This is a genomic window from Bacillus australimaris (assembly GCF_001307105.1).
In the GTDB taxonomy this organism is placed as follows: Bacteria; Bacillota; Bacilli; order Bacillales; family Bacillaceae; genus Bacillus; species Bacillus australimaris.
This window is the reverse complement of record NZ_LGYN01000023.1, coordinates 31,531-57,745: the sequence shown is the minus strand read 5'-3', so window position 1 is coordinate 57,745 and position 26,215 is coordinate 31,531. Positions and strand designations below refer to the sequence as shown.

Here is a 26,215-nt window from a genome sequence, read left to right as displayed (position 1 = left end):
ATACTGAACATTGGCTGTTTTTTTCAATGAATGTCACATCTCTCCTAAAGTTTGATGAAATTGTGAACATTTTGTGTGCTCTATCATTATAGAAAAGTTTTTTAACTTTCAACGGATTGACACATCATAGACGCTATTGTATGCTAAACGAGGGTATTATGGTAAGGTTTTCATAGCCTGTAGCACTCTACTAATCCTCATTGTGAACCCTTTAATATCAGGGTTTGTATCAGCGAATGAAGCAGCATCCCATAGATCTAAAGATTCCAAGTCTGATTGTGCAATTAGACCGATGGGTGATTGATTTTTTTCGAACAGGACGGCTTTATCAAAAGCGTCTTCTACGCAGTTTTCATCACCATTTATCACCTTTTTTACAATACTTTTCATCGGGAGTCAGATGAATGAACGATCCAAACGCGATTTTCCGCAGACAGAGTAAATACATGTTCTATCTATTGGCAATTTTTGTGTTTGGCTATGCCATGCCTGGTTTTAAACCACTATTTCTTGGTTTGATTATCGGCACAATTTTTGCTTTCTTTAATTTATTCCTACTTATACGGAGAATGCACGCTTTTGATCGGGCAGTTAAAAAAGGAAAATCCATTCGTTCAATGGGAAGTACAGCCAGGTGGGCCAACGCAATTCTTGCAGTAGCGATTGCTTGGCGTTACCCTAATGAAGTTCATCTGGCAGGTGTTGTTATAGGATTAATGACAATTTATCCTGTCATTATGATAGATTCCTTCATTCAACTTAAACGTTCTACTATGGAAGAGAGGTGAATACTCTTTGGGTCACAGTTCAAAAACTACAGAATTTTTAGGGTTAACGTTCAACTTATCCAATGTTCTCATGATTACGATTGCTAGTATCATCGTTCTTCTCATAGCGGTGCTGACTACTCGTGTTCTGTCTATTCGTCCGACAAAGGCGCAGAACTTCATGGAATGGATCGTTGATTTTGTTCGAAATATCATAGGTAGTTCGATGGACATGAAAACAGGAGCCCCATTTCTAGCGCTTGGCGTTACATTACTCATGTACATATTTGTTTCAAACATGCTTGGACTGCCATTCTCGATTACGGTCGATCACAATTTATGGTGGAAATCACCAACAGCAGACCCTGCAATCACAATGACACTAGCGATTATGGTCATGGGATTGACACATTTCTATGGTGTCAAGGCAAAAGGAGTCAAGGAATATACGAAAGACTTCTTAAAGCCAATCCCATATTTAGTGCCGCTGAAAATTATTGAAGAATTTGCGAACACGTTAACACTTGGTTTGCGTCTTTACGGAAATATTTTCGCTGGAGAGATTCTTCTTGGTTTGCTTGCAGGACTTGCGACCAATTTCTACACGCAAAACATTGCGCTAGGTATCGTTGGTACATTAGGTGCCATCGTGCCGATGATTGTATGGCAGGCATTCAGTTTGTTTGTCGGAACAATCCAGGCATTTATCTTCACCATGCTGACAATGGTGTACATTTCCCATAAAGTCAGCGACGAACACTAAAAAATTGAGAGTCCAAAAAGGACGTTATTTTAAAGGAGGAGCTTTTTAATGAATTTAATAGCAGCAGCAATTGCAATCGGTTTAGGAGCACTAGGAGCAGGTATTGGTAACGGTCTAATCGTATCTAAAACAGTTGAAGGAATCGCTCGTCAGCCAGAAGCTGGTAGAGAACTAAGAACACTTATGTTCATCGGGGTCGCTTTAGTTGAGGCACTTCCAATTATCGCTGTCGTTATCGCATTCTTGGCATTCTTTGGTTAATATGTGAGAAGCGTTCTAATATGAATTTTAATGGCGAAGATCAGATTAGTTCGAAACTTCGCCATTCCTTTATGTTTTGTTTCTTAACATATTATTTAAAGAAGGGAGTTGCCGTACTAAATGTCTCAGTTACCAGTGGTTTTAGGAGCAGGGGGCTTAAGCTTCAACGCCGGTGATATGTTATTCCAGCTTATCGCTATGCTCATCTTGCTTGCACTTTTAAAGAAATTTGCGCTTAAACCTTTATTAGGGATTATGAAACAGCGTGAAGATTATATAGGAAATGAAATTTCAAGTGCTGAACAAAAGCACGTTCAAGCTGAAAAGCTTCTTGAAGAACAACGTGAATTATTGAAAGAAGCACGCGAAGAATCACATACTCTCATCGAAAATGCGAAAAAGATTGGTGAGAAACAAAAAGAAGAGATCATTCAAGCAGCACGTCAAGAATCAGAGCGCTTGAAAGAATCTGCTAGAACTGAAATCGTGAAAGAAAAAGAACAAGCTGTGGCTGCACTGCGTGAGCAGGTTGCATCACTATCTGTGCTGATTGCATCTAAAGTGATTGAAAAAGAACTTGATGAGCAAGCGCAGGAGAAATTGATTCAAGAGTACCTTAAAGAGGCAGGCGAAAGCCGATGAGCGTGACTATTGTCTCTAAGCGTTACGCTTCTGCTCTTTTTGACATCGTTCTTGCTTCTTCGGCAGTAGACGAAACTGAAAAAGAGCTGAATGAGATCAAAAAAGTTCTAAAGGCTGACCAAGAATTGAACGACTTTCTTGTTCATCCAAAGATTACAGCAGACAAAAAGAAGCATCTGATTGCAGAAGCCTTCAAAGGTGTTTCAACGTATGTTTTGCACACAATGTATTTATTGATTGACCGCGGACGCACGAATATTTTCTCTGAAATGACGTCTGAGTTTGTGAAACTTGCAAACCGTACGAAACAAATAGACGATGCGATCGTGTATTCAGTGAAACCGCTGAGCGGGGCTGAAATTCAATCTTTATCTGAAGTATTTGCCAAAAAAGCCGGAGTCACATCACTGCGTGTTGAAAACGTGATTGACAAGGATCTAATAGGCGGAGTGAAAATCCGTATCGGAAACCGCATTTATGACGGCAGTGTCAGCGGAAAGCTTTCCCGCATTGAACGTCAGCTTGCAGGCGAAAATCGTTAGAAGGGGTGAAACCTTAGTGAGTATCAAAGCTGAAGAGATTAGCGCGCTGATAAAGCAGCAAATCCAAAACTATCAATCAGAAATTGAAGTAAAAGATGTCGGTACAGTCATTCAAGTAGGGGACGGTATCGCGCGTGTACATGGCCTTGACAACATTATGGCAGGAGAACTGGTTGAGTTCTCTAACGGTGTAATGGGTATGGCTCAAAACCTTGAGGAGTCTAACGTAGGTATCGTTATTTTAGGACCTTACAAAGATATCCGCGAAGGTGACGACGTAAAACGTACAGGTCGTATCATGGAGGTTCCAGTAGGTGAAGAGTTAATCGGACGTATTGTGAACCCACTTGGTCAGCCTGTTGATGGACTAGGTCCAATTTTAACAAGCAAAACACGTCCAATTGAAAGTGAAGCACCAGGTGTTATGGATCGTAAATCGGTACATGAACCGCTTCAAACAGGGATTAAAGCAATTGATGCCTTGATTCCAATCGGACGCGGACAGCGTGAATTGATCATTGGTGACCGTCAAACAGGTAAAACATCTGTTGCAATCGATACGATCCTAAACCAAAAAGATCAAGACATGATCTGTATTTACGTAGCGATCGGGCAAAAAGAATCAACGGTTCGTGGTGTTGTTGAAACGCTTCGTAAGCATGGTGCGCTTGATTACACAATCGTTGTGACAGCTTCTGCATCACAGCCAGCTCCACTTCTTTACCTTGCTCCTTATGCAGGTGTAACGATGGGTGAGGAATTCATGTATAACGGCAAGCACGTACTTGTTGTATATGATGACCTTTCTAAACAAGCGGCAGCTTACCGTGAGCTTTCATTATTGCTTCGTCGTCCTCCAGGTCGTGAGGCATTCCCTGGTGATGTATTCTATCTTCACTCTCGTTTATTAGAACGTGCAGCGAAGCTTAGTGACGAAAAGGGTGGCGGTTCTATCACGGCATTGCCTTTCGTAGAAACGCAAGCTGGCGATATTTCTGCATATATCCCAACAAACGTTATTTCAATCACAGATGGACAGATTTTCTTACAATCTGACCTCTTCTTTTCAGGCGTACGTCCAGCTGTAAACGCAGGATTGTCTGTATCCCGTGTAGGTGGTTCTGCACAAATCAAAGCGATGAAAAAAGTAGCAGGTACACTTCGTTTGGATCTTGCTTCTTATCGTGAGCTTGAAGCATTTGCTCAGTTTGGATCTGATCTAGACCAAGCCACTCAAGCAAAATTAAACCGTGGTGCAAGAACAGTTGAGGTCTTAAAACAAGACTTGAACAAACCGCTTAAAGTTGAAAAACAAGTAGCGATTCTTTATGCACTTACTAGAGGATACTTAGACGATGTAGCGATTGCTGATATTAAACGCTTTGAAGCTGAGTTATTCATGTACATTGAAGAAAACCATAAAGGCTTGTTTGACACAATCTCTCAAACAGGAAATATGCCTGCTGATGAAGAGTGGAATACAGCAATCGAAGGCTTTAAACGTACGTTTGCACCAAGCAACTAATTAGTAATCTTTCCGAGAGAAAAAGATTCTCTTTTTCTCTCTTTTCACGTAAATGAACACGGATTCCTGAAAAAAGGTGGTGAAATCTTTGGCCTCATTACGCGATATAAAGTCAAGGATCACGTCAACGAAAAAATCGAGTCAGATCACAAAAGCGATGCAAATGGTATCAGCTGCGAAACTGAATCGTGCTGAAAACAATGCGAAGTCTTTTGTTCCATATATGGAGAAAATCCAGGAAGTGGTTGCTGCAATCGCAACTGGAACAAGTGCTAAGCACCCAATGCTTCTTTCAAGACCTGTCAAGAAAACAGGGTATCTCGTCATTACATCTGATCGAGGGCTTGCAGGACCTTTTAACAGCTCGATTTTGCGTGCCGCTTACCAAACCATTCAATCTCGTCATCAGTCCGCTGATGAATATGCGGTGATTGTCATTGGTAAAATCGGACGCGACTTCTTCAAAAAGCGCGGTATTCCAGTTATTTCTGAAGTAACAGGGCTTGGAGACGAAGTAGCGTTTGCTGATATTAAAGAATTAGCAAGCAGTACAGTTCAAATGTTCTCTGATGAAGCGTTTGATGAACTTTATATGTTCTACAACCACTTTGTCAGTGCGATTTCACAAGAAGTAACAGAGAAGAAATTATTGCCGCTAACGGACCTTTCGGCCGCAGCGACATCAAATAAACGTTCCGCATCTTATGAGTTTGAGCCTTCTGAAGAAGAAATTCTTGAAGTTCTCCTTCCTCAATATGCAGAGAGTTTGATTTTCGGTGCGCTTCTTGACAGCAAAGCCAGTGAACATGCTGCAAGGATGACAGCAATGAAGAGTGCAACAGACAACGCAAAAGAATTAATCGACAGCCTGACACTCTCTTACAACCGTGCTCGTCAAGCAGCGATTACACAAGAGATTACAGAAATTGTCGGCGGAGCAGCTGCCTTAGAATAGAAATAATTGTCAGGAGGGAATGCAATGAAAACAGGACGCATCAGTCAGATCATGGGACCAGTCGTAGACGTTCGTTTTGAAGACGGTCACTTGCCTGAGATTTATAATGCGATCAAAGTTTCGCATAAAGCGGAAAGCGAAAGTGAAGTTAATATCGACTTAACTTTAGAAGTAGCACTACATTTAGGTGATGATACAGTGAGAACCATCGCAATGGCATCAACAGACGGTGTGAAGCGCGGTATGGAAGCTGTAGACCTTGGAAAACCAATTTCAGTACCAGTTGGTAACGTAACACTTGGACGTGTATTCAACGTACTGGGAGATAACATTGATTTAGATGAGCCACTTGGTGTGGAAGCTCAAAGAGATCCAATCCACAGACAAGCGCCTTCATTTGATCAGCTTTCTACAGAAGTTGAAATTCTTGAAACAGGTATCAAAGTTGTTGACTTGCTTGCTCCTTACATCAAAGGTGGAAAGATCGGTCTATTCGGTGGAGCCGGTGTAGGTAAAACCGTTCTGATTCAAGAATTGATCAACAACATCGCACAAGAACACGGCGGTATTTCTGTATTCGCTGGTGTTGGAGAGCGTACACGTGAAGGAAACGACCTTTACTACGAAATGAAAGATTCTGGCGTTATCGAAAAGACAGCTATGGTCTTCGGTCAAATGAACGAGCCACCAGGTGCACGTATGCGTGTTGCCTTAACTGGTTTGACAATGGCTGAGCATTTCCGTGATGAACAAGGTCAAGACGTATTGTTCTTCATCGATAATATCTATCGCTTTACACAAGCAGGTTCTGAAGTATCAGCCCTTCTTGGACGTATGCCTTCAGCGGTAGGTTATCAGCCGACACTTGCAACAGAAATGGGTCAGCTGCAAGAGCGTATCACGTCTACAAACGTAGGATCGGTTACATCGATTCAAGCGATCTATGTACCTGCGGATGACTATACGGATCCAGCTCCAGCAACAACGTTCGCTCACCTTGATGCAACGACAAACCTTGAGCGTAAGCTGACTGAAATGGGGATTTACCCAGCGGTTGATCCTCTTGCTTCAACATCTCGTGCGCTTGCACCTGAGATCGTTGGCGAAGAGCATTATGCGATTGCGCGTGAAGTGCAGCAAACATTGCAGCGCTATAAAGAATTACAAGATATCATTGCCATTTTAGGTATGGATGAATTATCTGAGGACGATAAACTTGTGGTACACAGAGCGCGTCGTATTCAATTCTTCCTATCTCAAAACTTCCACGTAGCAGAGCAGTTCACTGGCCAAAAGGGTTCTTATGTGCCATTGAAAGAAACTGTTAAAGGCTTCAAGGAAATCTTATCTGGTAAATACGATCACCTTCCAGAAGATGCATTCCGCTTAGTTGGACGCATTGAAGAAGTGATTGAAAAAGCCAAAGAGATGGGTGTAGAGGCCTAATCTGGTCCTTAGGAGGGTAAAAGCATGAAGACCGTTCAAGTCAATATCGTTACTCCCGACGGCCCAGTGTATCAAGCGGATGTGGAAATGGTCAGTGTCAGAGCAGAAAGCGGTGAGCTTGGTATTTTAGCTGGCCACGTTCCAATGGTTGCTCCGCTAAAAATCGGTGCAGTTCGCTTAAAACATAGTGGATCAACTGAATTGGTTGCAGTAAGTGGCGGATTTGTTGAAGTTCGCCCTGAACAAGTAACCATTCTTGCTCAGGCCGCTGAAACATCAGACAAAGTTGATGTCGATCGTGCTAAATCAGCGAAACAGCGTGCTGAGGAGCATTTGAGCCACCCGAATGAAAGTGATGTACGCCGGGCGGAACTCGCATTAAAACGGGCGTTAAACCGTTTAAATGTAGCAGGGAAATAAAACAGAAAATCCTTCTTATCACTGTGATAAGAAGGATTTTTTTTAGGATGACATGAGAGATTGATACATCGACACATAAGGATGAGATGCTTGCTTTTCTAGATATAAGTTCTCGCAAAATTGCGTACTACTATGCCATGTTTTGTTGTTTCTGCGCAAGCCAAGGGTATATTGATGCGAAGAGTCCATATAAGGCCGTACGACCCAGTCAGCATCTGAATGATGACTGATGACAACCTCTCCTATATACACGCTCATCATCGCTTCTAATGCATCTATTGGCATTTTCCACTCAGCAAACAACTGCTTGGTCAATGCATCAAAGTATAGTGATTCTAACTGATACAGGCTTTCCTCAGAATAATCCAAAGAAATGTTATGAAAATGACACAATTGTGCTAATTCTTCTAGCTGTGTCTGTCTATAATCAAAGTAGAAAGCAATGGCCTCCCATTCATGATCAAATGAGGGAACCAATTCTCCGTACAAATCAACAAAGTCAGGAAAAGAATCGTTCAATGTGTTCAGCTCCTTCCACACGCAGTATATCATCTCCTTGGCACGAGGATAAGAGGGGATTCACACTAAATGTAGCTCTTTTTTCCAAATGATTCATCTTTCCGATTTTCGAGGATATAATGAAAGGGAGTTTTCCTTTACAGAAATAAATAAAAGGAGGATTCAACTGTATGGAAGACGTAGGACAACAAGCAATCGTGAGTATTGTGATCCACTTATTTTTTATTGCAGTTACATGGTGGGCATTGCTTGCCATAAATATTGATCCACTGATTAAAAAAGGAAAAATCATTCAGGCAAGGTTGCTGATGATGCTCATTACCATTGCCATCGCATCTGCGGTCAGCAATTTCTTCCTTGATTATTTAAATTTCTCCAGACAAATTCCTTATATGTTTTAACATAAAAGGTTTGGTTACTGTCTTCTGCGGGAACGTAAAAAGAAGGGTCAAAAGTATGACCTTTGATGACTTTTTCCACGTATGCATTGACCTCCTTGCGGCAACACTTGTAGCAAGGGGGAATGACAAGTGAGAAAGTATTTGAAAGGTTGGCCATTATTTGCGTTTATTCTTTTTTTTGTTCTAATGATTCAAGGTGTTCGTGCGGAAGAATCTTCTCCGCTCGCGCAAATAGCAGAAGGTCTGAAAAACCAGCAAATCCAAGTCGATGGATGGACCCTTCATGCCAAAACAAATGCAGACATTTCATCCGAACAATTTTCAAAAAAAGTGAAACGTTTAAAAGACGAACTACGACAGTATGAGTGGACCGAAAAAAAAGAGAAACATGTCTCCAAAGTCACAGGAATTTACAAAGATGAAAAAAATGATACAGTATCGAAAATTTTACTCGTGAAGACGGACACAAAATCAAATCAAAAGTCGTATTTATTATATGAGCAAAAAGGTGCTCGCTCACTGAATACCTGGGAGCATACATATGATCAGTTCGTACGTCATGCAAAAAGCATATTACAAGAGAAGTTTGTAATTTTTACTTGTCTCGATGGTCATGTAAATGGTATGATGGATGTTGTTTTGCAAAAAAAAGCTGAAATGTTAGCAAATGAATTTCAAGCAAAACCAGTTGAGTATCTCGTTGAGTCTAATTTTGTGTCGCTTTCCGCTTACACAGATAAGTGGGAACAGTTCATTATGACTTCAAATGATAAAATGAATGTTCAAATTGCCATCAGAAGTTCGGAAATGAACGAAAATCATACGATTACGGTTGGCACACCAATCGTAACGACTGAATATTAATATAGAGAATTTGGGACGCGGAGGGGAAGACCTTGGAAAAAATCATCGTCCGCGGCGGTCAAAAGTTAAACGGCACAGTTAAAGTAGAAGGCGCAAAAAATGCCGTTTTACCAGTTATCGCTGCATCTTTGTTAGCAAGTACAGAAAAAAGCGTAATTTGTGATGTACCTACGCTCTCCGATGTATATACAATCAATGAAGTGTTACGTCATTTAGGAGCAGAAGTACATTTTGAAAATAACGAAGTATCAGTTGATGCATCTCATGCACTAGAAACTGAGGCTCCGTTTGAGTATGTCCGTAAAATGCGAGCATCCGTGCTTGTCATGGGACCACTTTTAGCAAGAACAGGTCATGCAAGAGTTGCATTACCTGGAGGCTGTGCGATTGGTTCAAGACCAATTGATCAGCATTTAAAAGGCTTTGAAGCAATGGGAGCTAAAATTCAAGTAGGTAATGGTTTCATCGAGGCTGAAGTAAATGGCCGTTTAAAAGGTGCAAAAATCTATTTGGATTTCCCAAGTGTAGGGGCAACTGAAAACATCATCATGGCAGCAGCATTGGCTGAAGGAACGACAATTTTAGAAAACGTAGCAAAAGAACCTGAAATTGTTGATTTAGCAAACTACATCAATGCCATGGGCGGTAAAGTTCGCGGTGCTGGTACTGGTACAATCAAAATCGAAGGTGTGGAAACACTTCACGGTGCAAAACATAACATCATCCCTGACAGAATTGAAGCAGGTACTTTCATGGTGGCAGCAGCTATTACAGAAGGAAATGTTCTTGTAAAAGGCGCAGTGCCAGAGCACATGACATCACTTGTTGCAAAAATGGAAGAAATGGGTATTCAAATCATTGAAGAAGAAGAAGGTTTAAGAGTCATTGGACCATCTGAGCTCAAGCCAATCGATCTAAAAACAATGCCGCATCCTGGGTTCCCAACGGATATGCAATCTCAGATGATGGCGCTATTGCTTTGTGCGAACGGAACAAGCATGATCACAGAAACGGTATTTGAAAACCGCTTCATGCATGCTGAAGAATTCCGCCGCATGAATGGCGATATTAAAATTGAGGGTCGCTCTGTCATTATCAATGGGCCGGTTCAACTTCAAGGTGCTGAAGTGGCAGCGACTGATTTAAGAGCAGGAGCAGCACTTGTACTTGCTGGATTAGTGGCAGAAGGTCATACACGTGTCACTGAATTGAAGCATATTGACCGTGGCTATGTGAACTTCCACCAAAAACTTGCAGCAATCGGTGCAGATATTGAAAGAGTAAACGATAAATCTGCAGATGTGACACAAGAACAAGTTGTATCAGATCTGAACGCGTAATCATAAAGAAATCAGTGTGTCCATTGGGGCATGCTGATTTTTTTATTAGAGTCATAGAATGCTTCATTTTTTAAAAGCTTATCATTAGTGTATCCAGCCATCATACATTTTATTCATAAAGACGAACTGTAAAATCAATCGATAAACAGCATGATACCTTCATGAAAGACTTGTCCAATAAATGAAAGAAGCTGTCATATTAGCTTGTCCCTGCCCATAGGATAAAAGAGATTCAATGACAAATGGGGGCAGCCAAATATGAAACCAATGATATGGACAATCGCAGGAATATGCATCATCATTTTAATGATTCCAACATTACTTGTGTTGCCGACGTTCCAAGGCAAACCAGCGGCAAGTCAGCACGTAGCAGCGGAACCATCAGTCAAAAAAGAAGTGAAGGGTTCAATCAAATTAAAGCAATCACCCGTCGCTATCCCCGTCTATCGCTCAGCTCATCAGCAGGTAGAAAACATTCCCTTAGAAGAGTATGTGATTGGTGTCGTAGCTTCTGAAATGCCAGCAGATTTTGAAATGGAAGCACTCAAGGCACAGGCACTCGCAGCAAGAACGTATATTGTCAGACAAATGATCATTGATAAGACCGTCAAATCACCAAAGGGTTCTCTTGTAGATGACACCCAAATGTTCCAAGTCTACAAAAACAAACAGGAACTCAAGAAGATCTGGGGAAAAGCGTACAATTGGAAATTAAAAAAGGTCACAGAAGCTGTCGCCAGCACACAAGGAAAAGTGTTGACCTATGACGAGAAACCAATTGATGCTTCATTCTTTTCAACAAGTAACGGGAAAACTGAAAATGCCGAAGCATATTGGAAAAACGAAATCCCTTATTTGAAAAGTGTCTCAAGTAAATGGGACGAAAAATCCCCAAAATTTCAAAACAAGAAAACCATCTCAGTTAGTGAATTTCAGCAAAAATTAGGTGTGACGCTCACTCATCAGGCGCAGGTAGGACATATTGTAGAACGGACACCGGGAAATCAAGTAGCGAAAGCCGTGATAAACGGTAAAACACTGACAGGTCGAGATATTAGGGAATCACTGGGCCTCCATTCAGCCGACTTTACATGGGAGCGCCAAGGCCAGCAAATTATCATCACAACAAAAGGATATGGTCATGGTGTAGGCATGAGTCAATATGGTGCACATTATATGGCACAGTCAGGAAAAAAAGTAGAGGCCATCGTGAAACATTATTATAAAGGAATTCAAATTGAATCAGCTGATCGTTTTCTCAACACATATATGGCTAAAAAATAAAGCAAAGGTGCCTCAGAAAAGGGGCATCTTTTTCTGTGTTCAAAAAGGTTTGAACAGAATGTGACAAATTGCGACTTAAGACGCACCTCAGGAAATCTTAAACAAATACGTCCCGACAAGAACGGATGGCCGATACAAAGCCCCTCGAAAGGAGGAGAAAACGAGAGGATAAATGACACGTTAGGTGAAATTATCTAGACATCTGACAGAATTTTAGTGATTTTGATGAAAGAGAAAAAGGGACCGAGTCCTATACCATTCCAAGACAGAATATTTTACGATTAAGATGTTTCAATCAAATACATAAGGAGGAAGGAAAATTATGTTGAAAAAAGTATTCTCACTCGTAACCTTAGCTGTATTGACATTATCTATGTCAATCTCTTCACCAGTATTTGCGGAAGCATCTACAGTCAAAAAACATAACAAAGATGTAAGAGTTACAATCTTACTTGATGCAAGTGGAAGCATGGCAAGAAAAGTTGAGGGAGAGCGCAAATTCGACCTCGCAAAACAAGAGGTATTTAAATTTGCTCAATCACTTCCCGAAGACGCTAAAATTCGTATGAGCTTGTTTGGTTCTGAAGGAAACAATAAAAATTCAGGTAAAGCTCAATCATGTGAAGTCATTAGAGGTGTATACGGCGTACAGCCTTATGAAAAGGACAGCTTCGAAAACTCTTTAAACGGACTTGGACCAAACGGCTGGACACCGATTGCACGTGCACTTGAAAATGCAAAGCAAGCGGATGAGCAGCTTAACGAAGGAACAAAACATATTGTGTACTTAATCACTGATGGTGAAGAAACGTGTGGCGGAGATCCTGTAAAAGTAGCAAAAGAATTGCATAACTCAAAAGGATCAACTGTTGTGAATGTAATCGGATTAGACTTTAACGATGGTTATGAAGGTCAATTGAAGCAAGTAGCGAAAGCTGGTAAAGGCCATTACTACCAAGCAAGCACTGGGAAAGAAATGGGTTCTATCTTTACAGCAGAGTCATTGAAATTACACGAATAACTTGCTGAACAAGAGGGAAACGATTGATTTATGCTTTCGTTTCTCTTTTTCTGTACAAAAGTAAATAGGGAGGTTTTTTGATGAAAAGAAATATCGTATTAACCATTTTGGCTAGTCTTGTCCTGCTTCTTTCTTCACCAGCTCATGCTGTAACAAAACAGGAGCCTGCTCATGTGGTGATATTACTCGATTTAAGCGGCAGCATGGCACAATCAGTTGAAGGCGAAAAGAAAATCGATATCGCTAAGCGTTCTATCCAAAGCTTTGCGAGTATTTTATCAGAAGATACACAAGTTCTGCTTCGTGTATTTGGTCATGAAGGAACCAATAAAAATGCAGGGAAAGCTGTTTCTTGTTCAAGTTCTGAAGCTGTTTATGGATTTGGGGCATATGAACCATCAACATTTCAGCAAGCACTGAACGTGTACAAGCCAACCGGATGGACACCACTTGCAAAGGCATTAACAGACACGAAACAAGATTTTGAAGATCACCAGGCTGAAGGGAAAAATATTGTATATGTTGTCAGTGATGGTGAAGAAACTTGTGGTGGAAGCCCTTCACAAGCTGCAAAGGAATTACATGAAGACGGAATTGATACAATCGTCAATATCATTGGCTTTGATGTGAATGAAAAAGAAGCAAAAAGTCTAAAATCTGTTGCAAAAGCAGGTGGAGGACAATACCAACCGGCTGCAAATGCCGAAGAGCTAAACCGCATTCTTCAACAAGAAGCGAACGCTTTTGGTCGGTAGAGAGTAAAAAGCAGCTGGGAAAGCAACCCCAGCTGCTTTTTAAATTGATGATCAATTCAAAGTCGTTTCTAATTCATCAATTCGTTTCTCCACGTAATGCTGATCCTTTCTTGCATGGAAGGTTTCGGCTTTTTCTAATATGGCAGCCGTATTATATTCGGGAATCTGTGAGTAGCTCTCATATACACCTTTAGGAATTAAAACGTTTCCTTCAGGCCAATAAACCGCAATATTGCCACGTCTCAACTCTCCGAATTGAGCCACTCCTTGATAGGACCCATATTGATTAAAGAGAACAACTGGATCACCTTCTTGGACGTAAAGCTCTTTTGCATCTTCTTCATTCATTAAGATAGAATGCCGTTTTCCACCATTAAAGGCATCCTTTTCACTATAGATCATGGAGTTGAATTGCTTTCCTCTTCTTGTCGTGATATTAAAATGTCCTTCGGTTTTTCGGTATTGAGGCAATTGGGCAGGAAGCAGATGTCCCTTGCCGTCCGGTGTTGGACAAACCCCATCTTCACAAAGCCATGCGCCTCCCCATTGAAAAACGTCTCCTTTTTGACGTAAATGCTGGATGCCATCATAGTTTCGATTTGCGATCGCAATCTCACGGCGAATGTCTTCAGCTGTTTCAAAATGAATCAGCGCAGCATCTTCTGGCCGCACCCTTTTCGCAAGATCAATATAAATGTCCCATTCTGCTCTGGCTTCCTCAATACGGGGTCCTTCAATTTCCGGACTGAAATATACCATGCGTTCCGTACTTGTGGATGTGCCGCCGCCTGGTTGTTCATACCTTGTCATAGCAGGCAGAATAATTACTGCCTCTTCAGCGTCTACCAGCGTGGAAGTATTCAAAATGATATCTTGATGGACACGGAGTTCAAGCTCAGATAATGCTTTTTCGATTGCTTCTGGATTTGGCATCGTTTCTAAAAAGTTTCCACCGCTTGTAAACAACATTTTGAGTTTTTGTGGATGATCTTTTGGGAGAGCCATCTTCTCAAAGGATTGCCCAATGGTGTCACCATGCCATTTAGGAATGTCAAATCCCCATATCTGTTCAATTCTACTAATATTTTCTTCATCAAAATCACTTCCCGGCAGAACAAATGGGTCAGCACCCATTTCACCGGAACCTTGGACGCCACTATGTCCTCGAATCGGCATGACACCACAATGTTTCCTGCCAATAAATCCACGCAGCATGGCAAGGTTAGCCACCTGTGATATATTATCAGTTGCAAAGCGGTGCTGGGTAAGGCCCATACTCCAAATAAAAACACCTGAATTGGCATTGGCAAGGAGTATTGCAAATTCCTTCATTCTTTCTTTTGATAAACCTGATGATGCTTCTAGGTCCTCCCACTTCAACTGTGCGACATGCTGCTTTAAATCTTTTATGCCTGTTGTATGGGCTTGAATAAATTCATGGTCAAGAGCGGAATGGGGAGCATGCTGCTCCATGTCAAACCAATGTTTGATGACGCCGTTCATAAACGCAATATCGCCGCCTATATTGACTTGGTAAAAATCATCCGCGATTTTTGTACCGAATAAAGCACTTTCTGGAATAGAGGGAACCCAGTACTTTTCCATCGCGGGCTCTTTATACGGATTGATGACGATAATCTTGGTGCCTTTCTTTTTAGCAGCGTACATATATTTAGTAGAAACAGGCTGATTGTTTGCTGCGACAGATCCCCAAAATATTAATACATCCGTTCCAATCCAATCACTGTAATTACAGCTGGAGGCACCTATGCCAAGGGATCGTTTGAGAGCGGTTTTACTCGGTGAATGGCAAATGCGAGAAGCATTATCGATATGATTGGTTCCTATAAATCGAGCTGCCTTTGCCGCGGTATAATAAACCTCATTTGTAATTCCTCTAGCGGTTAAATAGAAAGCAAGCTGCCGTTTATCAATTGTTTTGATTTTAGCTGCGATTTGATCTAATGCATCATCCCAAGAAATACGTGTAAAGGCATTGTCACCTTTTTTTCGGATGAGTGGATAGGGAATACGCCCAAGCTTGCGAAGAGAGGTGCTGTCCATTTGCTTTAGCTGCTGAATATCTTCAAACCATTTTGGGTCAATAGCTGGCATCGTGTTAAGACGAAGTACATTTAGTCTCGTGGTACATATATGAGGTCCTGCGAGCGTTTGATCATATAATCCAGAAACACCAAGGGCACAGCCGTCACAAACGCCCTGCGTTAAAATACGGTACGCGTAAGGAAGGTTATCTTTGTTATCCCAAGCTACTTTCATCGTATCTCGAATGTGTTTCGGTTTCACTTTGCCAAGCCCCATTGGTGCAAAAGAGGCCCATAGCTTTGGTGAGGGTTTTTTATTGAGTTTAACAGGCCCCTTATGTTTTGTTTTTCCCATGATATCATCACCCTCCTATAGCTTTGTGAAGCGTTTTCATATCTAAAAATTACCTTTAGATTGTGATTCTGTCAAATTCAAATCAAGGCTGGGCTGAAACAGAAGAAGTAGCAGCAAGGTTTGTTTCTCTCAACTGCTGAATATCCTTCCGAATGAGAAGGGATATGATAAAAGCGATGAAAAATAACCCTGAGAACACCATGAGACTTTGTGTGTAATTACCTGTTATATCTCGAATGAAGGATGAAAATAAAGGTCCTGCTAAACCCGCAGCTGCCCATGCGGTTAGAATATAACCGTGTATTGCACCAAGCTGCTTTGTACCAAACAAATCCCCAATATAGGCTGGAATTGAAGCAAATCCTCCTCCATAGCACGTATAAATGACCGCCATCACGATTGAAAAAATGAGCGGTTCTTTTAAGTAGGGAAGTAAAGGAAAAGCAATGAGCTGGATACTAAAAAAAATCGTATACGTATTCGGCCTTCCGATATAATCTGAGAACGAAGCCCAGCCAATCCGCCCTAAACCATTAAAAGCACCTAAAATGCCGACAAGAGTAGCGGCAGCACCTGCAGTGAAACCAACACTTTCTTGAGCAAGAGGCGATGCTACTGAAATAATGGCAATCCCGCACGTGATATTAATGAAAAGCATAAGCCACAAATAATAAAAACGTCTTGTTTTGATCGCTTCATTTGCTGTAAGCTGTGATAAATCTTGAGGGATTTTTCTTTGATTTGTTTTTAACACGTCAAATTGTTTGACGTCATCGCGTGTTGGTGGTGATAAATAAAGAGATGAGATGACCATGATTATAAAATAGGAGAGTCCAAGAATATAAAAGGTATTTGCGATATTCACTTTTTCAATGAGAAATTGAATAATTGGACTACAAATAAGAGAAGCAAATCCAAATCCCATAATGGCTAAGCCGGTTGCAAGTCCTCTTCGATCAGGAAACCATTTGACTAGTGTTGAAACAGGTGCAATATAGCCTACGCCTAAACCTATTCCAGCGAGTACACCATAAAATAAATAGAGAAGAGGCAGTGAGGACAGGTGGACAGCGAATCCTGAACCAGTCATTCCGATGCCGAAGAAAATAGCTGAGAAGAGCCCTGATGCTCTTGGGCCATACTTTTCAACGAAATGTCCCATGAAAGCAGCAGATAAACCTAAAAAAAGAATAGCAATACTGAAGGTTAGACTTATTTCTGTTAATGACCACTGAAAGGCTTCATGTAAAGGATTAGTAAAAACACTCCAAGCATAAACAGATCCAATAGATAAATGAATTCCTACAGCACTTGTTGCAATGAGCCAGCGATTTTTCGATTTGTTCATTTTGTTCCCCCCATATAAAGCAATCAAGAAGTTTGATAAGATAGAAATATGTTGCATTTTTATGACTTTTTAAAATAATATCACAATTTGATTCGATCATATAACTAAATTTGTGCTGAAAGGAAGAACATACAATGAATCCTTCTGTTAAAAAGAAACGAGTCATACACCAATATCGTGAAGGCCAGTTTACCTGCAAAACGGATGAAGTTGTAGAAGAATTTCCTTTAACTGTGATGGTGAATGGAGAAGAATTTGTGACACTCGTTTGTTCACCAGATCATCTTAAGGAATTAGTTATCGGTTTTTTAGCTTCAGAAGGAGTTATTCGATTTGAAAATGAGATTAAAAGGTTTACAATAGATGAAAGTATGGGCTTTGCCTATGTTGATTTAGTTCACTCAAGTGGATTTCATTCATCAAATTATACAAAGCGAGTGATTGGTTCATGCTGCGGGAAAGGAAGACACTTTTACTTTCTCCAAGATGTGAAGACGGCAAAAACAGCCATTGACCGAATCAGTATTTCTGCTGAAACCTGTATGCATCTAATGAAGTGTTTGCAAGAAGAAAGCCAATTATTTCAACATACTGGTGGTGTGCATAATGCTGGACTATGTGACACAGAGAAGCTATTCATCACTAGAACTGATATAGGAAGACATAATGCATTAGATAAAATCTATGGGCATTGTTTACTTCACCGAATACCACTTAGAGATAAAATCCTTGTGTTTAGCGGCCGGATATCGTCGGAAGTACTATTGAAGGCAGCAAAACTAGGAGTGTCTATCGTGATTTCAAAATCAGCACCTACTGAGCTAGCGCTTCAAATGGCAGAAGAATTAAATATGACGACAGTTGGATTCGTCAGAGGAAAATCCTTTAATATCTACACTCACCCTCAGCGTATTACAGAATAGGAGGCAAAGTATGACCAGTATTTTGGATAAGAGACATCGACCATTGCGCGATTTAAGAATATCAGTAACTGATCGCTGTAATTTTAGATGTACGTACTGTATGCCTGCTGAAATTTTTGGACCAGATTATCCTTTTTTAAATAAAGAAGAACTGCTTAGTTTCGAAGAAATTGAACGACTTGCCACCCTTTTTGCAATGAACCTAGGTGTGGTGAAAATACGCATCACGGGCGGAGAACCTTTAATGCGAAAAGATTTGCCTGTCTTAATAGAAAAGCTCTCAAAAATTCCAGGGATTGAAGACATTGCGATGACAACCAATGGAACGCTTTTACCTGTATATGCTGATCAGTTAAAGAAGGCAGGTCTTAATAGAGTCACCATTAGTTTAGATTCATTAAATCCCGATCGTTTTAAGCAAATGAACGGAAGACATATTTCTATCCAAAAAGTGTTTGATGGCATTGAGGCTGCAAAAAAGGCTGGACTTGCTATCAAGATCAATATGGTTGTTCAAAAAGGTGTGAATGATCAGGATGTCTTACCGATGGCAGCTTACTTTAAAAAAGAAGGACACGTTCTTAGATTTATCGAATTTATGGATGTCGGTAATACGAATAAATGGAATCTAGAGCATGTCATGACAAAGAAAGAGATCATTAAACTAATTGATTCAACGTATCCCATCAAACCAGAACCACCTCAATATGCAGGTGAAGTAGCCAACCGATTTTTTTACAAAGATGGATCAGGAGAGATAGGCATTATTTCTTCCGTTTCAGATGCTTTTTGTGGATCATGTAATAGAGCAAGGCTATCTGCACGCGGGGAATTGTTTACATGTTTGTTTGCATCATCAGGTTTTGATCTGAAACAGATGATTCGTTCGACAAAAGATAATGAAGAGTTAACGAACCTATTAAAGGAATTATGGTCGAATAGACATGATCAATATTCAGCTGAGAGAGAGCAGAAAAAAGATCAGAAAAAGGTTGAGATGTCATACATCGGTGGGTAGTGACAACAAAGTATCATGATTAGGTATTTTTGAAAAGAAGAGAAAATGGCATAATCATTGTTAAAACTCCTTTTTTGAGAATAGGTCAATTTATCTCATGAACTTAGTCATTATAAAAACCAGCAGAATTTCTGCTGGTTTTTAAATTGTTATTTTGCACCTCAAAAAGGTTGAGATAAGACTTGAAAATAGATTTTTCATCGTTTTGTGCTGCTTTACTTTACAGAGTGCTGTGATAAGATCAAATCACTCTTTACCAACTCGATTTTTTCACCCCAGGGATATGACCCTTATAGGCGAGTTCACGAAAAGCAATCCTAGACATTTTGAATTTTCGTAAGTAACCTCTCGGGCGACCCGTTAATTCACAACGATTTTTTAAGCGGGTAGGGGAAGAGTCCCTAGGTAATTTCCGTAAAGCTTCATAGTCACCTTTTTCTTTTAACTCTTTCCTTAATTCTGCATATTTCAATACAAGCTGCTGTCGTTTTTTTTCCTTAGCAATCTTAGATTTCTTTGCCAATTAAAACCCTCCTGGCCTAATTTTGTATTTTCCATTGAAAGGGGTCCTCAAATGTAGTCCAATCTTGATCAAATTCCTCAGGTGTGAGTAAGCATTGATCAAGCGTGCGAATGATATGTGCTTTAGGCAAGTCCACACCGATAAACACAAGTTTTGTATGTCGATCACCAAACTCTGCGTCCCACTCATCAAGAAGCTCTGGTTCCTGATTTAATATCCGTGCTTTCTCTTGATCGGGCAGAGCAGCAATCCAGTATGCAATTGGTTCAATTGCAACAGATTTCCCAGCCTGTGAAATTAAAATGGTTAAATCATGATGTGTAGCCAGCCAAGTAAAACCTTTCGCCCGAACGATCTGCTCGGGCATTTGATCTAACCAATTATTCAGCCTGCCGGTATGAAAAGGAAGTCTTCTTTCGTAAACAAAGGATGAGATTTGGTATTCCTCTGTTTCCGGCGTATGCTGAGAATGTCCAGCGTTGATTTCTTTGATCCATCCAGCAGAAGCACTGGATTTTTCAAAGTCGAATAAACCAGTATTCAAAATGTCATCTGGCTGTACTTTTCCTTTTGAGGTTCTGATAATAGATGCTTCCGGCTGTAGTTTGTTCAGCACCTGCTCAAGTCGATTTAATTCTGAGGGTGACACGAGATCACATTTATTGATAACTAGAACGTCACAAAATTCAATTTGATCAATGAGTAAATCAGAAATTTCTCGTTCGTCGTCTTCGGAAACCGCTTCTTTACGATCTAATAAACTCTCTCCTGACTGGAAATCAGTCCAGAAACGATTTGCATCTACTACTGTGACCATCGTGTCTAGCCGACAAAAACGTGTTAAATCTATGCCCATTTCTTCATCAATGTAAGAAAAAGTTTGAGCAACAGGAATTGGTTCACTAATACCAGTCGATTCAATGACAATATAATCGATATTACCCGCCTTACAAAGTCGTTCTACTTCAATTAACAAATCTTCTCTCAATGTGCAGCAAATACAGCCATTAGATAATTCAACTAGTTTTTCATCTGATCGAGAAAGCTCGCCACCTTGTTTGACTAATTCTGCATCAATATTAATTTCGCTCATGTCATTGACGATCACAGCTACTTTTAATCCTTTACGATTTTGAAGTACATGGTTTAGTATCGTTGTTTTTCCTGCTCCTAAAAAGCCGCTTAATACTGTAACAGGTATTCGCTTATCCATTTGTTTTTGTCCTTTTGAAAACGATCATTTTGTTTTCCGCCTCACTTAAAATGTAATGATTACGATTTAAAACACAAAAAATTTATTTTGTTTCTCTATGAAGGGTATATTTCTTTAATCTAGGAGAATATTTTTTTAACTCCAATCGATCGGGATTCGTTCTTTTATTTTTTGTTGTGATATAGTTTCTGTCACCTGTTTCAGTACAGGCTAAAGTAATTTTCACGCGCATAAGTATTATAATCCTCCTTTAATTCGTAATAGTTACGATTTGTATTTTAAAATGATCGAGACTGAATGTCAAGTTTAGCAGGATGATCAAAGTCAAATGATAAAACAAAAGGGGTATCGAACATTTGATACCCCTCTCCAGTTAATAAAAATCACCGAGTTCTTGTTCGTATTCACCTTCGTATTGCTGGACATCATAAGGAATCTCTTGGAGGATGGCTAACCCGCCTAGTATAAGCATCAAAACGATAGCGATGAATGAGAGAATGACTGCGGCAATACTTGATATGGCAAACAGTGTCTGCATTTTCATCATCTTAGCATATTGCTCTAATAAGTCTTCATAAGGGGTATCTGGTGCTTGAATCAGTTGTTCAGCTGCTTTTACAGATTTTTGTACATGGATTCCCATCATAATGAGGAAGACGCCAAGGGCAGCAGGAAGAACAAGCCAAAAACCAATAAGAATAGCGAATCCGCCTGAAATATAGAGAAAGATACTACCAACCTTTCCCCACTTTACAATTGAATGAAGAGATTGAATGATTTTCTCAGTCTGTTGCAATGGTGTTCACTCCTTTATGTATTCACTCTTTATCATACTTGAGTAAGTAGTGCTTTAGGAAGAGTGAATGTTAGATATTTAAAATGTTTCTATCTTCACTTCACTATTTAAGGATAAAAAAATTATTTTCAAATAAGAAAAAAGTAACATTTACTATGGTTTTAATCGACAAATTATGTCATAAATAAGATCAATAGTTAAAAATAATTAGTAAATTTATCAAAATATGTTGTTAGTTGTCTTGTAATTGGTTATTATTGTGTTGTATTACCATAAAAATTGGAAGGTGGAATTCATATGTTAGATCGTTTTTTAAACAAAATGACCAATGTTCAACCTGCAGCTGCAAGATGTATTTTGCAAAGATTAGTCACTTCATGTAAATCAGCACCTACTTGTTTCCTTCAAGGTGTTGGTACTTTCCGTTACTACGTGGATCGTGACACAGGTGAGATTTGTACTAGCCAAGAACGCGTTAGATGTGGCTGCTAAATCTAAGGATCTTATTTAATAGGATGTGAACGCATGAGCATATCTTCAATTTCATTTTTAACAAATGCTATGCAGACGTCAAATAGTCGTCAAGTGGGTCAAACATCAAATTCTTTTTTAACCCAGGCTGCTCAAATTGTTCAAGGCGACCATTCTCCAGAAGAGAGAAAGGCATTATTTCAACAACTGACTTTAGTTCAGCAAGGAAAAGATTTAGAGCTTCATGTTTCTAAATTAAAGGAACTAGAGAGAGAGATTCAAAAAGAGGCGTCTTCTTCGTCCATTACTGTGAATCAGCATGGTGACCAAGTAGACATTTCAAATGAGGCTCGCAGTGAGTTTGAACAAGCTGAAGAACAGGCTTCAAGTGAAGCGTCCGAAGTTGCTGCAGGGGAAAAAGAACAGGATGTTCAGCCAGATCCACAATAAAAAAATGAGGCGTGTGTTTGATATTCTTCACATGCCTCATTTATCTTTATTTTGCAGGAATTCTTGAATAAAGACCATCGGGAAAAGGTGCCGCATATGAGATGGTTTCATCTTCTTCTACCATGATGTAATACGGAAACTCTTCAATTTGGAATTTGTCTATCATTTGTTCATCCACTGGGATAATTCGCATGTTGGTTTGGCTATCACGATATAATTCTTGATCCTCTTTTTGCCCATTCTTTAGCAGAATACTAAATGAAACGTTTAAGTTGCGCTGCTTTTTCATTTCTAGGAATTGTTCAAGTGATGGGATGCAGTGCGGACATGCTGTATCAGTGAAAATAAGCAGTTCCTGCTTACTTTTGGTGTGCAGTAATTCACTCATTTGGATAGGTGATGGTTTTTCAAGAAGTGGATGCATAAGTTTTTGTCCAGCATACTGGATCGGCAGGATGATCAGTTCCATCTGGTGTTTTAAATAGATGATCATTCCGATCGTCAATAATAGGCTGCAAAGAATAAGAGTGAGTTGTAAAAGTAATATTGAATTCATCGTATATCGTCCTCTCAGAGTGAAGTTTACGCAAAGCTATCATAATATAAATATCAAAAATATGTCAATTATACTAAATGGTGTAAGGTGGAGCGTTTGATGAGTACAGTGAACCATTGTTTATATGCAATCTCCTATACTTGGAAAAAGAGTCGATCCTATCTTCTTTTAACTTTGTTGATCCAAGTGATCGTTGGTTTTATGCCTTTAGCTAGTGTCTGGATCATTCAAACCTTGATTAATGAAATTATTTTATTTATGACTTCTTCTGGAGACATTCAAAAGGTCTTGTGGTTATTCGGTCTGCAAATGGTCATTGTGGTTTTAGGATATGGGCTTCAATTCATTCTTCAGCTTAGCCAGCAGAAAGCGACAAATGTAATTGGTTTGCATTTGAAGGGTGAATTGCTTCAAAAAGCAATCAGGCTGCCGTTTATTACGTTTGAACACCCTTCTTTTTACAATGAAAGTCAACGTGTGATGAACAGTCATCAGCATGTTCTGAGTATGGTTAGAAGTATTTTTACAATCATGAGCGCATTGATTACTGTTGTATCACTTCTCATTTATATGATCGGTATCCATTGGGGCTTGGCGGTCATTCTGATCATGTTTACCCTGCCTGTCTTGTGGATTGAGCTTTTCTTTGGAGGAGCACGTTATCAATTAAACCGCATGTTAACTGCCAATGACCGAAGAGAAATGTATGTGTCCGATCTTGTTGCACAACGAGACTCATTGAAGGAAATTCGTTTATATGGAATAGGGAATTATCTTCTTCAAAAGTGGAAAGGTCATTATGTAAAAAGTGCAGATGAAAAATATAAACTGCTTAAGCGGCAAGTTCGCTGGGAGATGGCGGGCGGATTGCTTATGACATTTGCCTATATATGCTGCGGTCTTTTTATTGTCTTTCTTATTTTCCAAAAAAAATTAGCAGCCGGGACGTTTGTTGCTGTGCTGCAAGCAGTGCAAAATATTCAAAGTGGTTTTCAGGACTTAACGAGGGAATGTTCTAGTTTATATGAAACGAGTCTTTATGTTGATGAAATGAGAGCTTTTCAAAAGAGAAAAGAAGAAATTCATGAGCATCCAGAAGAGGGGGCATCGCTTCGAAAGATTGAGCGTATTCAATCCATTACACTTGATAATCTCTCTTTTACTTACCCAAATATGAAAACGCCTGCCATAGAACATATACATTTTCATATGAATAAAGGTGAACGCATTGCATTGGTGGGGGATAACGGATCAGGTAAAACGACCTTAATCAAATGTTTGACCGGTTTATATAATCCAGATCAGCCGAATACGCAAAAAGTCAATGGTGAGTCCATGTCTACCATTCATAAAAAGTCTTATCATGCGAGAATGGCGGTTCTTTTTCAAGATTATATGAAGTACGAGTTCACTGTGAAAGAAAACATCGGGTTTGGCTGTATTGATCAAATTGATGAGGAAGAGCGCATGATATCAGCTGCCCGGCAAGCAGGCATAGAGAAAAAAATTCAACAAATGGAAGAAATGTATGATGCACAGCTTGGGCGATTTTTTGAAGAAGGTCATGAACTGTCTGGAGGACAATGGCAAAAGCTTGCGATGGCGAGAACCTTTTTTAGAGAGAGTGATTTTATCATTTTAGATGAACCTACTTCTGCTCTTGATCCAATATCGGAGATTTCACTCATTCGAAAGCTATTCGATCACACACAGGATCAAGGTGTCTTGTTTATCACGCATCGAATGGGAGCAGCTCGTTTAGCAGACCGTATTATTGTAATGAAAGACGGTGCTTTTGTTGAAGAGGGGAACCATGATGAGCTGATGGTGCTAAATGGAGAGTACAAAAGGCTTTACGAGGCACAATCTCAATTATTTCAACAAAAGGAGATGGCGTAAGGTGAGTGTCTTTTATTTCATAGGTGTCTATTTACTAGGTATTATTTTTGCGGGTACATGGCTTGATAAAGTGAAAAAACAAACAGCGCATATACAGCAGATGAATGCTTACCGGCTGCTGCCTCCTTCTTTCACAGCACCAATGTTTTATTTGTTTTTAACCGTTGAATTGGTTTGTACTGTTTTTTTGTTCATATGGCATATGTCTCTCGTACCTGCAATTGGTCTCACAGCACTTTTATGTATCTATACCGGAGCAGTGGCGTTCAATTTATTGAGAGGGCATCGTGATATTTCATGCGGCTGTGGTGGGTTGCTTGAAAATGAACGCCTTCACTGGGGGATTGTAATTCGTAATGTGTTGATGCTGGCTTTTGTGAGCGGATTGTTTTATGTACACCCCTATGTAGAAAGCATTCCATGGCAAATGAATGTCATTTGTTTGCTAATTGCTGTGGCTGTCTGTTTCATTATAGCTGTGGGTCAAGAGGTCATGTTGTTCAAAAGAAAGTGGATCAATCAATTTGAATCATTTATAGAAGGAGACCAAGTGAAATGACAGATATTCTATTAATTATTGTACTATTTATTGTCATTGCTCAGCTGGCTGTGGTGTTTTTGCTTGCCCGTTTTATCGGGAAATTTATGAATAAAATTAAAACCCTTGATGGGATTGAATTAAAGGAAGCAGATGTTGGTGATCCGGCGCCGCTATTTCGAAGCTATACTCATTTAGGGAATAAGGTCATCTTAAAGGAATATTTTCAAAGCGGGAGCGCCGTGATGCTGTTATTTGTGAACACTACTTGTATGACGTGCAAAAGCATATTGGCTGAAATGCAGCAGCAAATCTCTAACAATGATACTCGATTCATTTTTATCAATGGAGACGAACAAGCGGATGATACGCCACTCCTTGAGTTGCTGCCGTCCCAGGCTGTGTATACTCGCTCTTCGCAAATCATGGAGCTGTATGGTGTAACTGTTGTTCCGCAAGCAATTCTTATTGATGAGCAAGGGATCATTCTGCAAAGAAAGTCTCTTCAAAATGCGAAACAGTTTGAACAACTGTTACATGCTTCATAAAAAAGCGTCTCTTTGCCGAAGAGACGC

The 26,215-nt window shown here is 40.0% G+C and carries 29 protein-coding genes; 21 read left to right on the top strand and 8 right to left on the bottom strand.

The window, feature by feature from the left end:
* Positions 1-404 precede the first annotated feature (404 nt).
* The 9 genes from AKG37_RS09650 to AKG37_RS09610 all read left to right on the top strand — a co-directional run bounded on the left by AKG37_RS09650 (position 405) and on the right by AKG37_RS09610 (position 7,321).
* Complete coding sequence (locus AKG37_RS09650) at positions 405-788, top strand: ATP synthase subunit I (RefSeq protein ID WP_003215321.1); 384 nt, start codon at positions 405-407, stop codon at positions 786-788.
* Between the two features lie 7 nt (positions 789-795).
* Positions 796-1,530: a F0F1 ATP synthase subunit A gene (gene atpB / locus AKG37_RS09645; RefSeq protein ID WP_060698610.1), complete on the top strand. Its 735-nt coding sequence runs from the start codon at positions 796-798 to the stop codon at positions 1,528-1,530.
* A gap of 48 nt (positions 1,531-1,578) precedes the next feature.
* Entirely contained in the window at positions 1,579-1,791 is a 213-nt protein-coding gene (gene atpE, locus AKG37_RS09640) for a F0F1 ATP synthase subunit C (protein ID WP_003214968.1), read from the top strand.
* Between the two features lie 120 nt (positions 1,792-1,911).
* Positions 1,912-2,433: a F0F1 ATP synthase subunit B gene (gene atpF, locus AKG37_RS09635; RefSeq protein WP_060698609.1), complete on the top strand. Its 522-nt coding sequence runs from the start codon at positions 1,912-1,914 to the stop codon at positions 2,431-2,433.
* Positions 2,430-2,975: a F0F1 ATP synthase subunit delta gene (locus AKG37_RS09630; RefSeq protein WP_024423729.1), complete on the top strand. Its 546-nt coding sequence runs from the start codon at positions 2,430-2,432 to the stop codon at positions 2,973-2,975. Before atpF ends, AKG37_RS09630 begins: the two co-directional genes overlap by 4 nt.
* A 16-nt stretch (positions 2,976-2,991) precedes the next feature.
* The gene (gene atpA, locus AKG37_RS09625; RefSeq protein ID WP_060698608.1) at positions 2,992-4,500 is read left to right on the top strand and encodes a F0F1 ATP synthase subunit alpha; all 1,509 of its coding nucleotides are present in this window, start codon (positions 2,992-2,994) and stop codon (positions 4,498-4,500) included.
* 88 nt (positions 4,501-4,588) lie between these two features.
* Complete coding sequence (locus AKG37_RS09620; RefSeq protein ID WP_060698607.1) at positions 4,589-5,455, top strand: F0F1 ATP synthase subunit gamma; 867 nt, start codon at positions 4,589-4,591, stop codon at positions 5,453-5,455.
* 24 nt (positions 5,456-5,479) lie between these two features.
* Positions 5,480-6,901, top strand: coding sequence for a F0F1 ATP synthase subunit beta (gene atpD / locus AKG37_RS09615; protein WP_060698606.1), 1,422 nt, complete (start codon positions 5,480-5,482; stop codon positions 6,899-6,901).
* Positions 6,902-6,925: 24 nt separating this feature from the next.
* Positions 6,926-7,321 (top strand): F0F1 ATP synthase subunit epsilon, encoded by a 396-nt coding sequence (locus tag AKG37_RS09610; RefSeq protein WP_060698605.1) that lies wholly within the window; start codon positions 6,926-6,928, stop codon positions 7,319-7,321.
* 42 nt (positions 7,322-7,363) lie between these two features.
* On the opposite strand, the gene AKG37_RS09605 is transcribed toward AKG37_RS09610, so the two are convergent.
* Complete coding sequence (locus AKG37_RS09605; RefSeq protein WP_060698967.1) at positions 7,364-7,840, bottom strand: hypothetical protein; 477 nt, start codon at positions 7,838-7,840, stop codon at positions 7,364-7,366.
* A 170-nt stretch (positions 7,841-8,010) separates the two neighbouring features.
* On the opposite strand from AKG37_RS09605, the gene AKG37_RS09600 reads away from it, so the two are divergent.
* The 6 genes from AKG37_RS09600 to AKG37_RS09575 all read left to right on the top strand — a co-directional run bounded on the left by AKG37_RS09600 (position 8,011) and on the right by AKG37_RS09575 (position 13,505).
* The gene (locus tag AKG37_RS09600; RefSeq protein ID WP_060698604.1) at positions 8,011-8,241 is read left to right on the top strand and encodes a DUF1146 family protein; all 231 of its coding nucleotides are present in this window, start codon (positions 8,011-8,013) and stop codon (positions 8,239-8,241) included.
* Positions 8,242-8,370: 129 nt separating this feature from the next.
* Positions 8,371-9,105, top strand: coding sequence for a YwmB family TATA-box binding protein (locus AKG37_RS09595; RefSeq protein ID WP_060698603.1), 735 nt, complete (start codon positions 8,371-8,373; stop codon positions 9,103-9,105).
* Positions 9,106-9,137: 32 nt separating this feature from the next.
* Positions 9,138-10,445: a UDP-N-acetylglucosamine 1-carboxyvinyltransferase gene (murA, locus tag AKG37_RS09590; protein WP_060698602.1), complete on the top strand. Its 1,308-nt coding sequence runs from the start codon at positions 9,138-9,140 to the stop codon at positions 10,443-10,445.
* Between the two features lie 258 nt (positions 10,446-10,703).
* Entirely contained in the window at positions 10,704-11,729 is a 1,026-nt protein-coding gene (gene spoIID, locus AKG37_RS09585) for a stage II sporulation protein D (RefSeq protein ID WP_060698601.1), read from the top strand.
* 322 nt (positions 11,730-12,051) lie between these two features.
* Positions 12,052-12,750, top strand: a complete 699-nt coding sequence (locus AKG37_RS09580) for a VWA domain-containing protein (protein ID WP_060698600.1) — start codon at positions 12,052-12,054, stop codon at positions 12,748-12,750.
* A gap of 80 nt (positions 12,751-12,830) precedes the next feature.
* Entirely contained in the window at positions 12,831-13,505 is a 675-nt protein-coding gene (locus tag AKG37_RS09575) for a VWA domain-containing protein (protein ID WP_060698599.1), read from the top strand.
* Between the two features lie 51 nt (positions 13,506-13,556).
* On the opposite strand, the gene AKG37_RS09570 is transcribed toward AKG37_RS09575, so the two are convergent.
* The gene (locus tag AKG37_RS09570; RefSeq protein ID WP_060698598.1) at positions 13,557-15,905 is read right to left on the bottom strand and encodes an FdhF/YdeP family oxidoreductase; all 2,349 of its coding nucleotides are present in this window, start codon (positions 15,903-15,905) and stop codon (positions 13,557-13,559) included.
* Positions 15,906-15,987: 82 nt separating this feature from the next.
* Positions 15,988-17,253: an L-lactate MFS transporter gene (locus AKG37_RS09565; RefSeq protein WP_060698597.1), complete on the bottom strand. Its 1,266-nt coding sequence runs from the start codon at positions 17,251-17,253 to the stop codon at positions 15,988-15,990.
* A 134-nt stretch (positions 17,254-17,387) separates the two neighbouring features.
* On the opposite strand from AKG37_RS09565, the gene fdhD reads away from it, so the two are divergent.
* On the top strand, positions 17,388-18,176 hold the full coding sequence (gene fdhD / locus AKG37_RS09560; protein WP_060698596.1) for a formate dehydrogenase accessory sulfurtransferase FdhD: 789 nt from the start codon (positions 17,388-17,390) through the stop codon (positions 18,174-18,176).
* A 10-nt stretch (positions 18,177-18,186) separates the two neighbouring features.
* Complete coding sequence (moaA, locus tag AKG37_RS09555) at positions 18,187-19,194, top strand: GTP 3',8-cyclase MoaA (protein ID WP_060698595.1); 1,008 nt, start codon at positions 18,187-18,189, stop codon at positions 19,192-19,194.
* Positions 19,195-19,447: 253 nt separating this feature from the next.
* Here the strand turns inward: moaA and rpsN are convergent, their stop codons facing one another.
* From rpsN to AKG37_RS09535, 4 genes are all read right to left on the bottom strand, one after another.
* The gene (rpsN, locus tag AKG37_RS09550) at positions 19,448-19,717 is read right to left on the bottom strand and encodes a 30S ribosomal protein S14 (RefSeq protein WP_025093900.1); all 270 of its coding nucleotides are present in this window, start codon (positions 19,715-19,717) and stop codon (positions 19,448-19,450) included.
* A 16-nt stretch (positions 19,718-19,733) separates the two neighbouring features.
* The gene (locus tag AKG37_RS09545) at positions 19,734-20,930 is read right to left on the bottom strand and encodes a GTP-binding protein (protein WP_060698594.1); all 1,197 of its coding nucleotides are present in this window, start codon (positions 20,928-20,930) and stop codon (positions 19,734-19,736) included.
* 82 nt (positions 20,931-21,012) lie between these two features.
* Positions 21,013-21,162, bottom strand: a complete 150-nt coding sequence (rpmG, locus tag AKG37_RS09540; protein ID WP_003214771.1) for a 50S ribosomal protein L33 — start codon at positions 21,160-21,162, stop codon at positions 21,013-21,015.
* Between the two features lie 141 nt (positions 21,163-21,303).
* Positions 21,304-21,726 carry a hypothetical protein gene (locus AKG37_RS09535; protein WP_060698593.1) on the bottom strand — a complete coding sequence of 141 codons (423 nt, stop codon included), beginning with the start codon at positions 21,724-21,726 and terminating at the stop codon, positions 21,304-21,306.
* A 525-nt stretch (positions 21,727-22,251) separates the two neighbouring features.
* Here AKG37_RS09535 and AKG37_RS09530 point away from each other — a divergent pair.
* The gene (locus tag AKG37_RS09530) at positions 22,252-22,647 is read left to right on the top strand and encodes a hypothetical protein (protein WP_060698592.1); all 396 of its coding nucleotides are present in this window, start codon (positions 22,252-22,254) and stop codon (positions 22,645-22,647) included.
* Between the two features lie 46 nt (positions 22,648-22,693).
* On the opposite strand, the gene AKG37_RS09525 is transcribed toward AKG37_RS09530, so the two are convergent.
* Entirely contained in the window at positions 22,694-23,203 is a 510-nt protein-coding gene (locus tag AKG37_RS09525; protein WP_060698591.1) for a hypothetical protein, read from the bottom strand.
* A gap of 99 nt (positions 23,204-23,302) precedes the next feature.
* Between AKG37_RS09525 and AKG37_RS09520 the strand changes: the two genes are divergently transcribed.
* From AKG37_RS09520 to AKG37_RS09510, 3 genes are read left to right on the top strand one after another with little or no spacing between them, the layout of a single operon-like run.
* Positions 23,303-25,102 (top strand): ABC transporter ATP-binding protein, encoded by a 1,800-nt coding sequence (locus AKG37_RS09520; protein WP_060698590.1) that lies wholly within the window; start codon positions 23,303-23,305, stop codon positions 25,100-25,102.
* Position 25,103: 1 nt separating this feature from the next.
* On the top strand, positions 25,104-25,661 hold the full coding sequence (locus AKG37_RS09515) for a MauE/DoxX family redox-associated membrane protein (protein ID WP_060698589.1): 558 nt from the start codon (positions 25,104-25,106) through the stop codon (positions 25,659-25,661).
* Positions 25,658-26,188 (top strand): TlpA family protein disulfide reductase, encoded by a 531-nt coding sequence (locus tag AKG37_RS09510; RefSeq protein WP_060698588.1) that lies wholly within the window; start codon positions 25,658-25,660, stop codon positions 26,186-26,188. Before AKG37_RS09515 ends, AKG37_RS09510 begins: the two co-directional genes overlap by 4 nt.
* Positions 26,189-26,215 lie beyond the last annotated feature (27 nt).

Bases quoted from the DNA above. Each gene is read 5' to 3' on its own strand.
- AKG37_RS09650 (WP_003215321.1), top strand. From the start codon at position 405: ATGAACGATCCAAACGCGATTTTCCGCAGACAGAGTAAATACATGTTC.
- atpE (WP_003214968.1), top strand. From the start codon at position 1,579: ATGAATTTAATAGCAGCAGCAATTGCAATCGGTTTAGGAGCACTAGGA.
- atpF (WP_060698609.1), top strand. From the start codon at position 1,912: ATGTCTCAGTTACCAGTGGTTTTAGGAGCAGGGGGCTTAAGCTTCAAC.
- AKG37_RS09630 (WP_024423729.1), top strand. From the start codon at position 2,430: ATGAGCGTGACTATTGTCTCTAAGCGTTACGCTTCTGCTCTTTTTGAC.
- atpD (WP_060698606.1), top strand. From the start codon at position 5,480: ATGAAAACAGGACGCATCAGTCAGATCATGGGACCAGTCGTAGACGTT.
- AKG37_RS09610 (WP_060698605.1), top strand. From the start codon at position 6,926: ATGAAGACCGTTCAAGTCAATATCGTTACTCCCGACGGCCCAGTGTAT.
- AKG37_RS09600 (WP_060698604.1), top strand. From the start codon at position 8,011: ATGGAAGACGTAGGACAACAAGCAATCGTGAGTATTGTGATCCACTTA.
- spoIID (WP_060698601.1), top strand. From the start codon at position 10,704: ATGAAACCAATGATATGGACAATCGCAGGAATATGCATCATCATTTTA.
- AKG37_RS09580 (WP_060698600.1), top strand. From the start codon at position 12,052: ATGTTGAAAAAAGTATTCTCACTCGTAACCTTAGCTGTATTGACATTA.
- AKG37_RS09575 (WP_060698599.1), top strand. From the start codon at position 12,831: ATGAAAAGAAATATCGTATTAACCATTTTGGCTAGTCTTGTCCTGCTT.
- AKG37_RS09570 (WP_060698598.1), bottom strand. From the start codon at position 15,905: ATGGGAAAAACAAAACATAAGGGGCCTGTTAAACTCAATAAAAAACCC.
- AKG37_RS09565 (WP_060698597.1), bottom strand. From the start codon at position 17,253: ATGAACAAATCGAAAAATCGCTGGCTCATTGCAACAAGTGCTGTAGGA.
- fdhD (WP_060698596.1), top strand. From the start codon at position 17,388: ATGAATCCTTCTGTTAAAAAGAAACGAGTCATACACCAATATCGTGAA.
- moaA (WP_060698595.1), top strand. From the start codon at position 18,187: ATGACCAGTATTTTGGATAAGAGACATCGACCATTGCGCGATTTAAGA.
- AKG37_RS09545 (WP_060698594.1), bottom strand. From the start codon at position 20,930: ATGGATAAGCGAATACCTGTTACAGTATTAAGCGGCTTTTTAGGAGCA.
- rpmG (WP_003214771.1), bottom strand. From the start codon at position 21,162: ATGCGCGTGAAAATTACTTTAGCCTGTACTGAAACAGGTGACAGAAAC.
- AKG37_RS09530 (WP_060698592.1), top strand. From the start codon at position 22,252: ATGAGCATATCTTCAATTTCATTTTTAACAAATGCTATGCAGACGTCA.
- AKG37_RS09525 (WP_060698591.1), bottom strand. From the start codon at position 23,203: ATGAATTCAATATTACTTTTACAACTCACTCTTATTCTTTGCAGCCTA.
- AKG37_RS09520 (WP_060698590.1), top strand. From the start codon at position 23,303: ATGAGTACAGTGAACCATTGTTTATATGCAATCTCCTATACTTGGAAA.
- AKG37_RS09510 (WP_060698588.1), top strand. From the start codon at position 25,658: ATGACAGATATTCTATTAATTATTGTACTATTTATTGTCATTGCTCAG.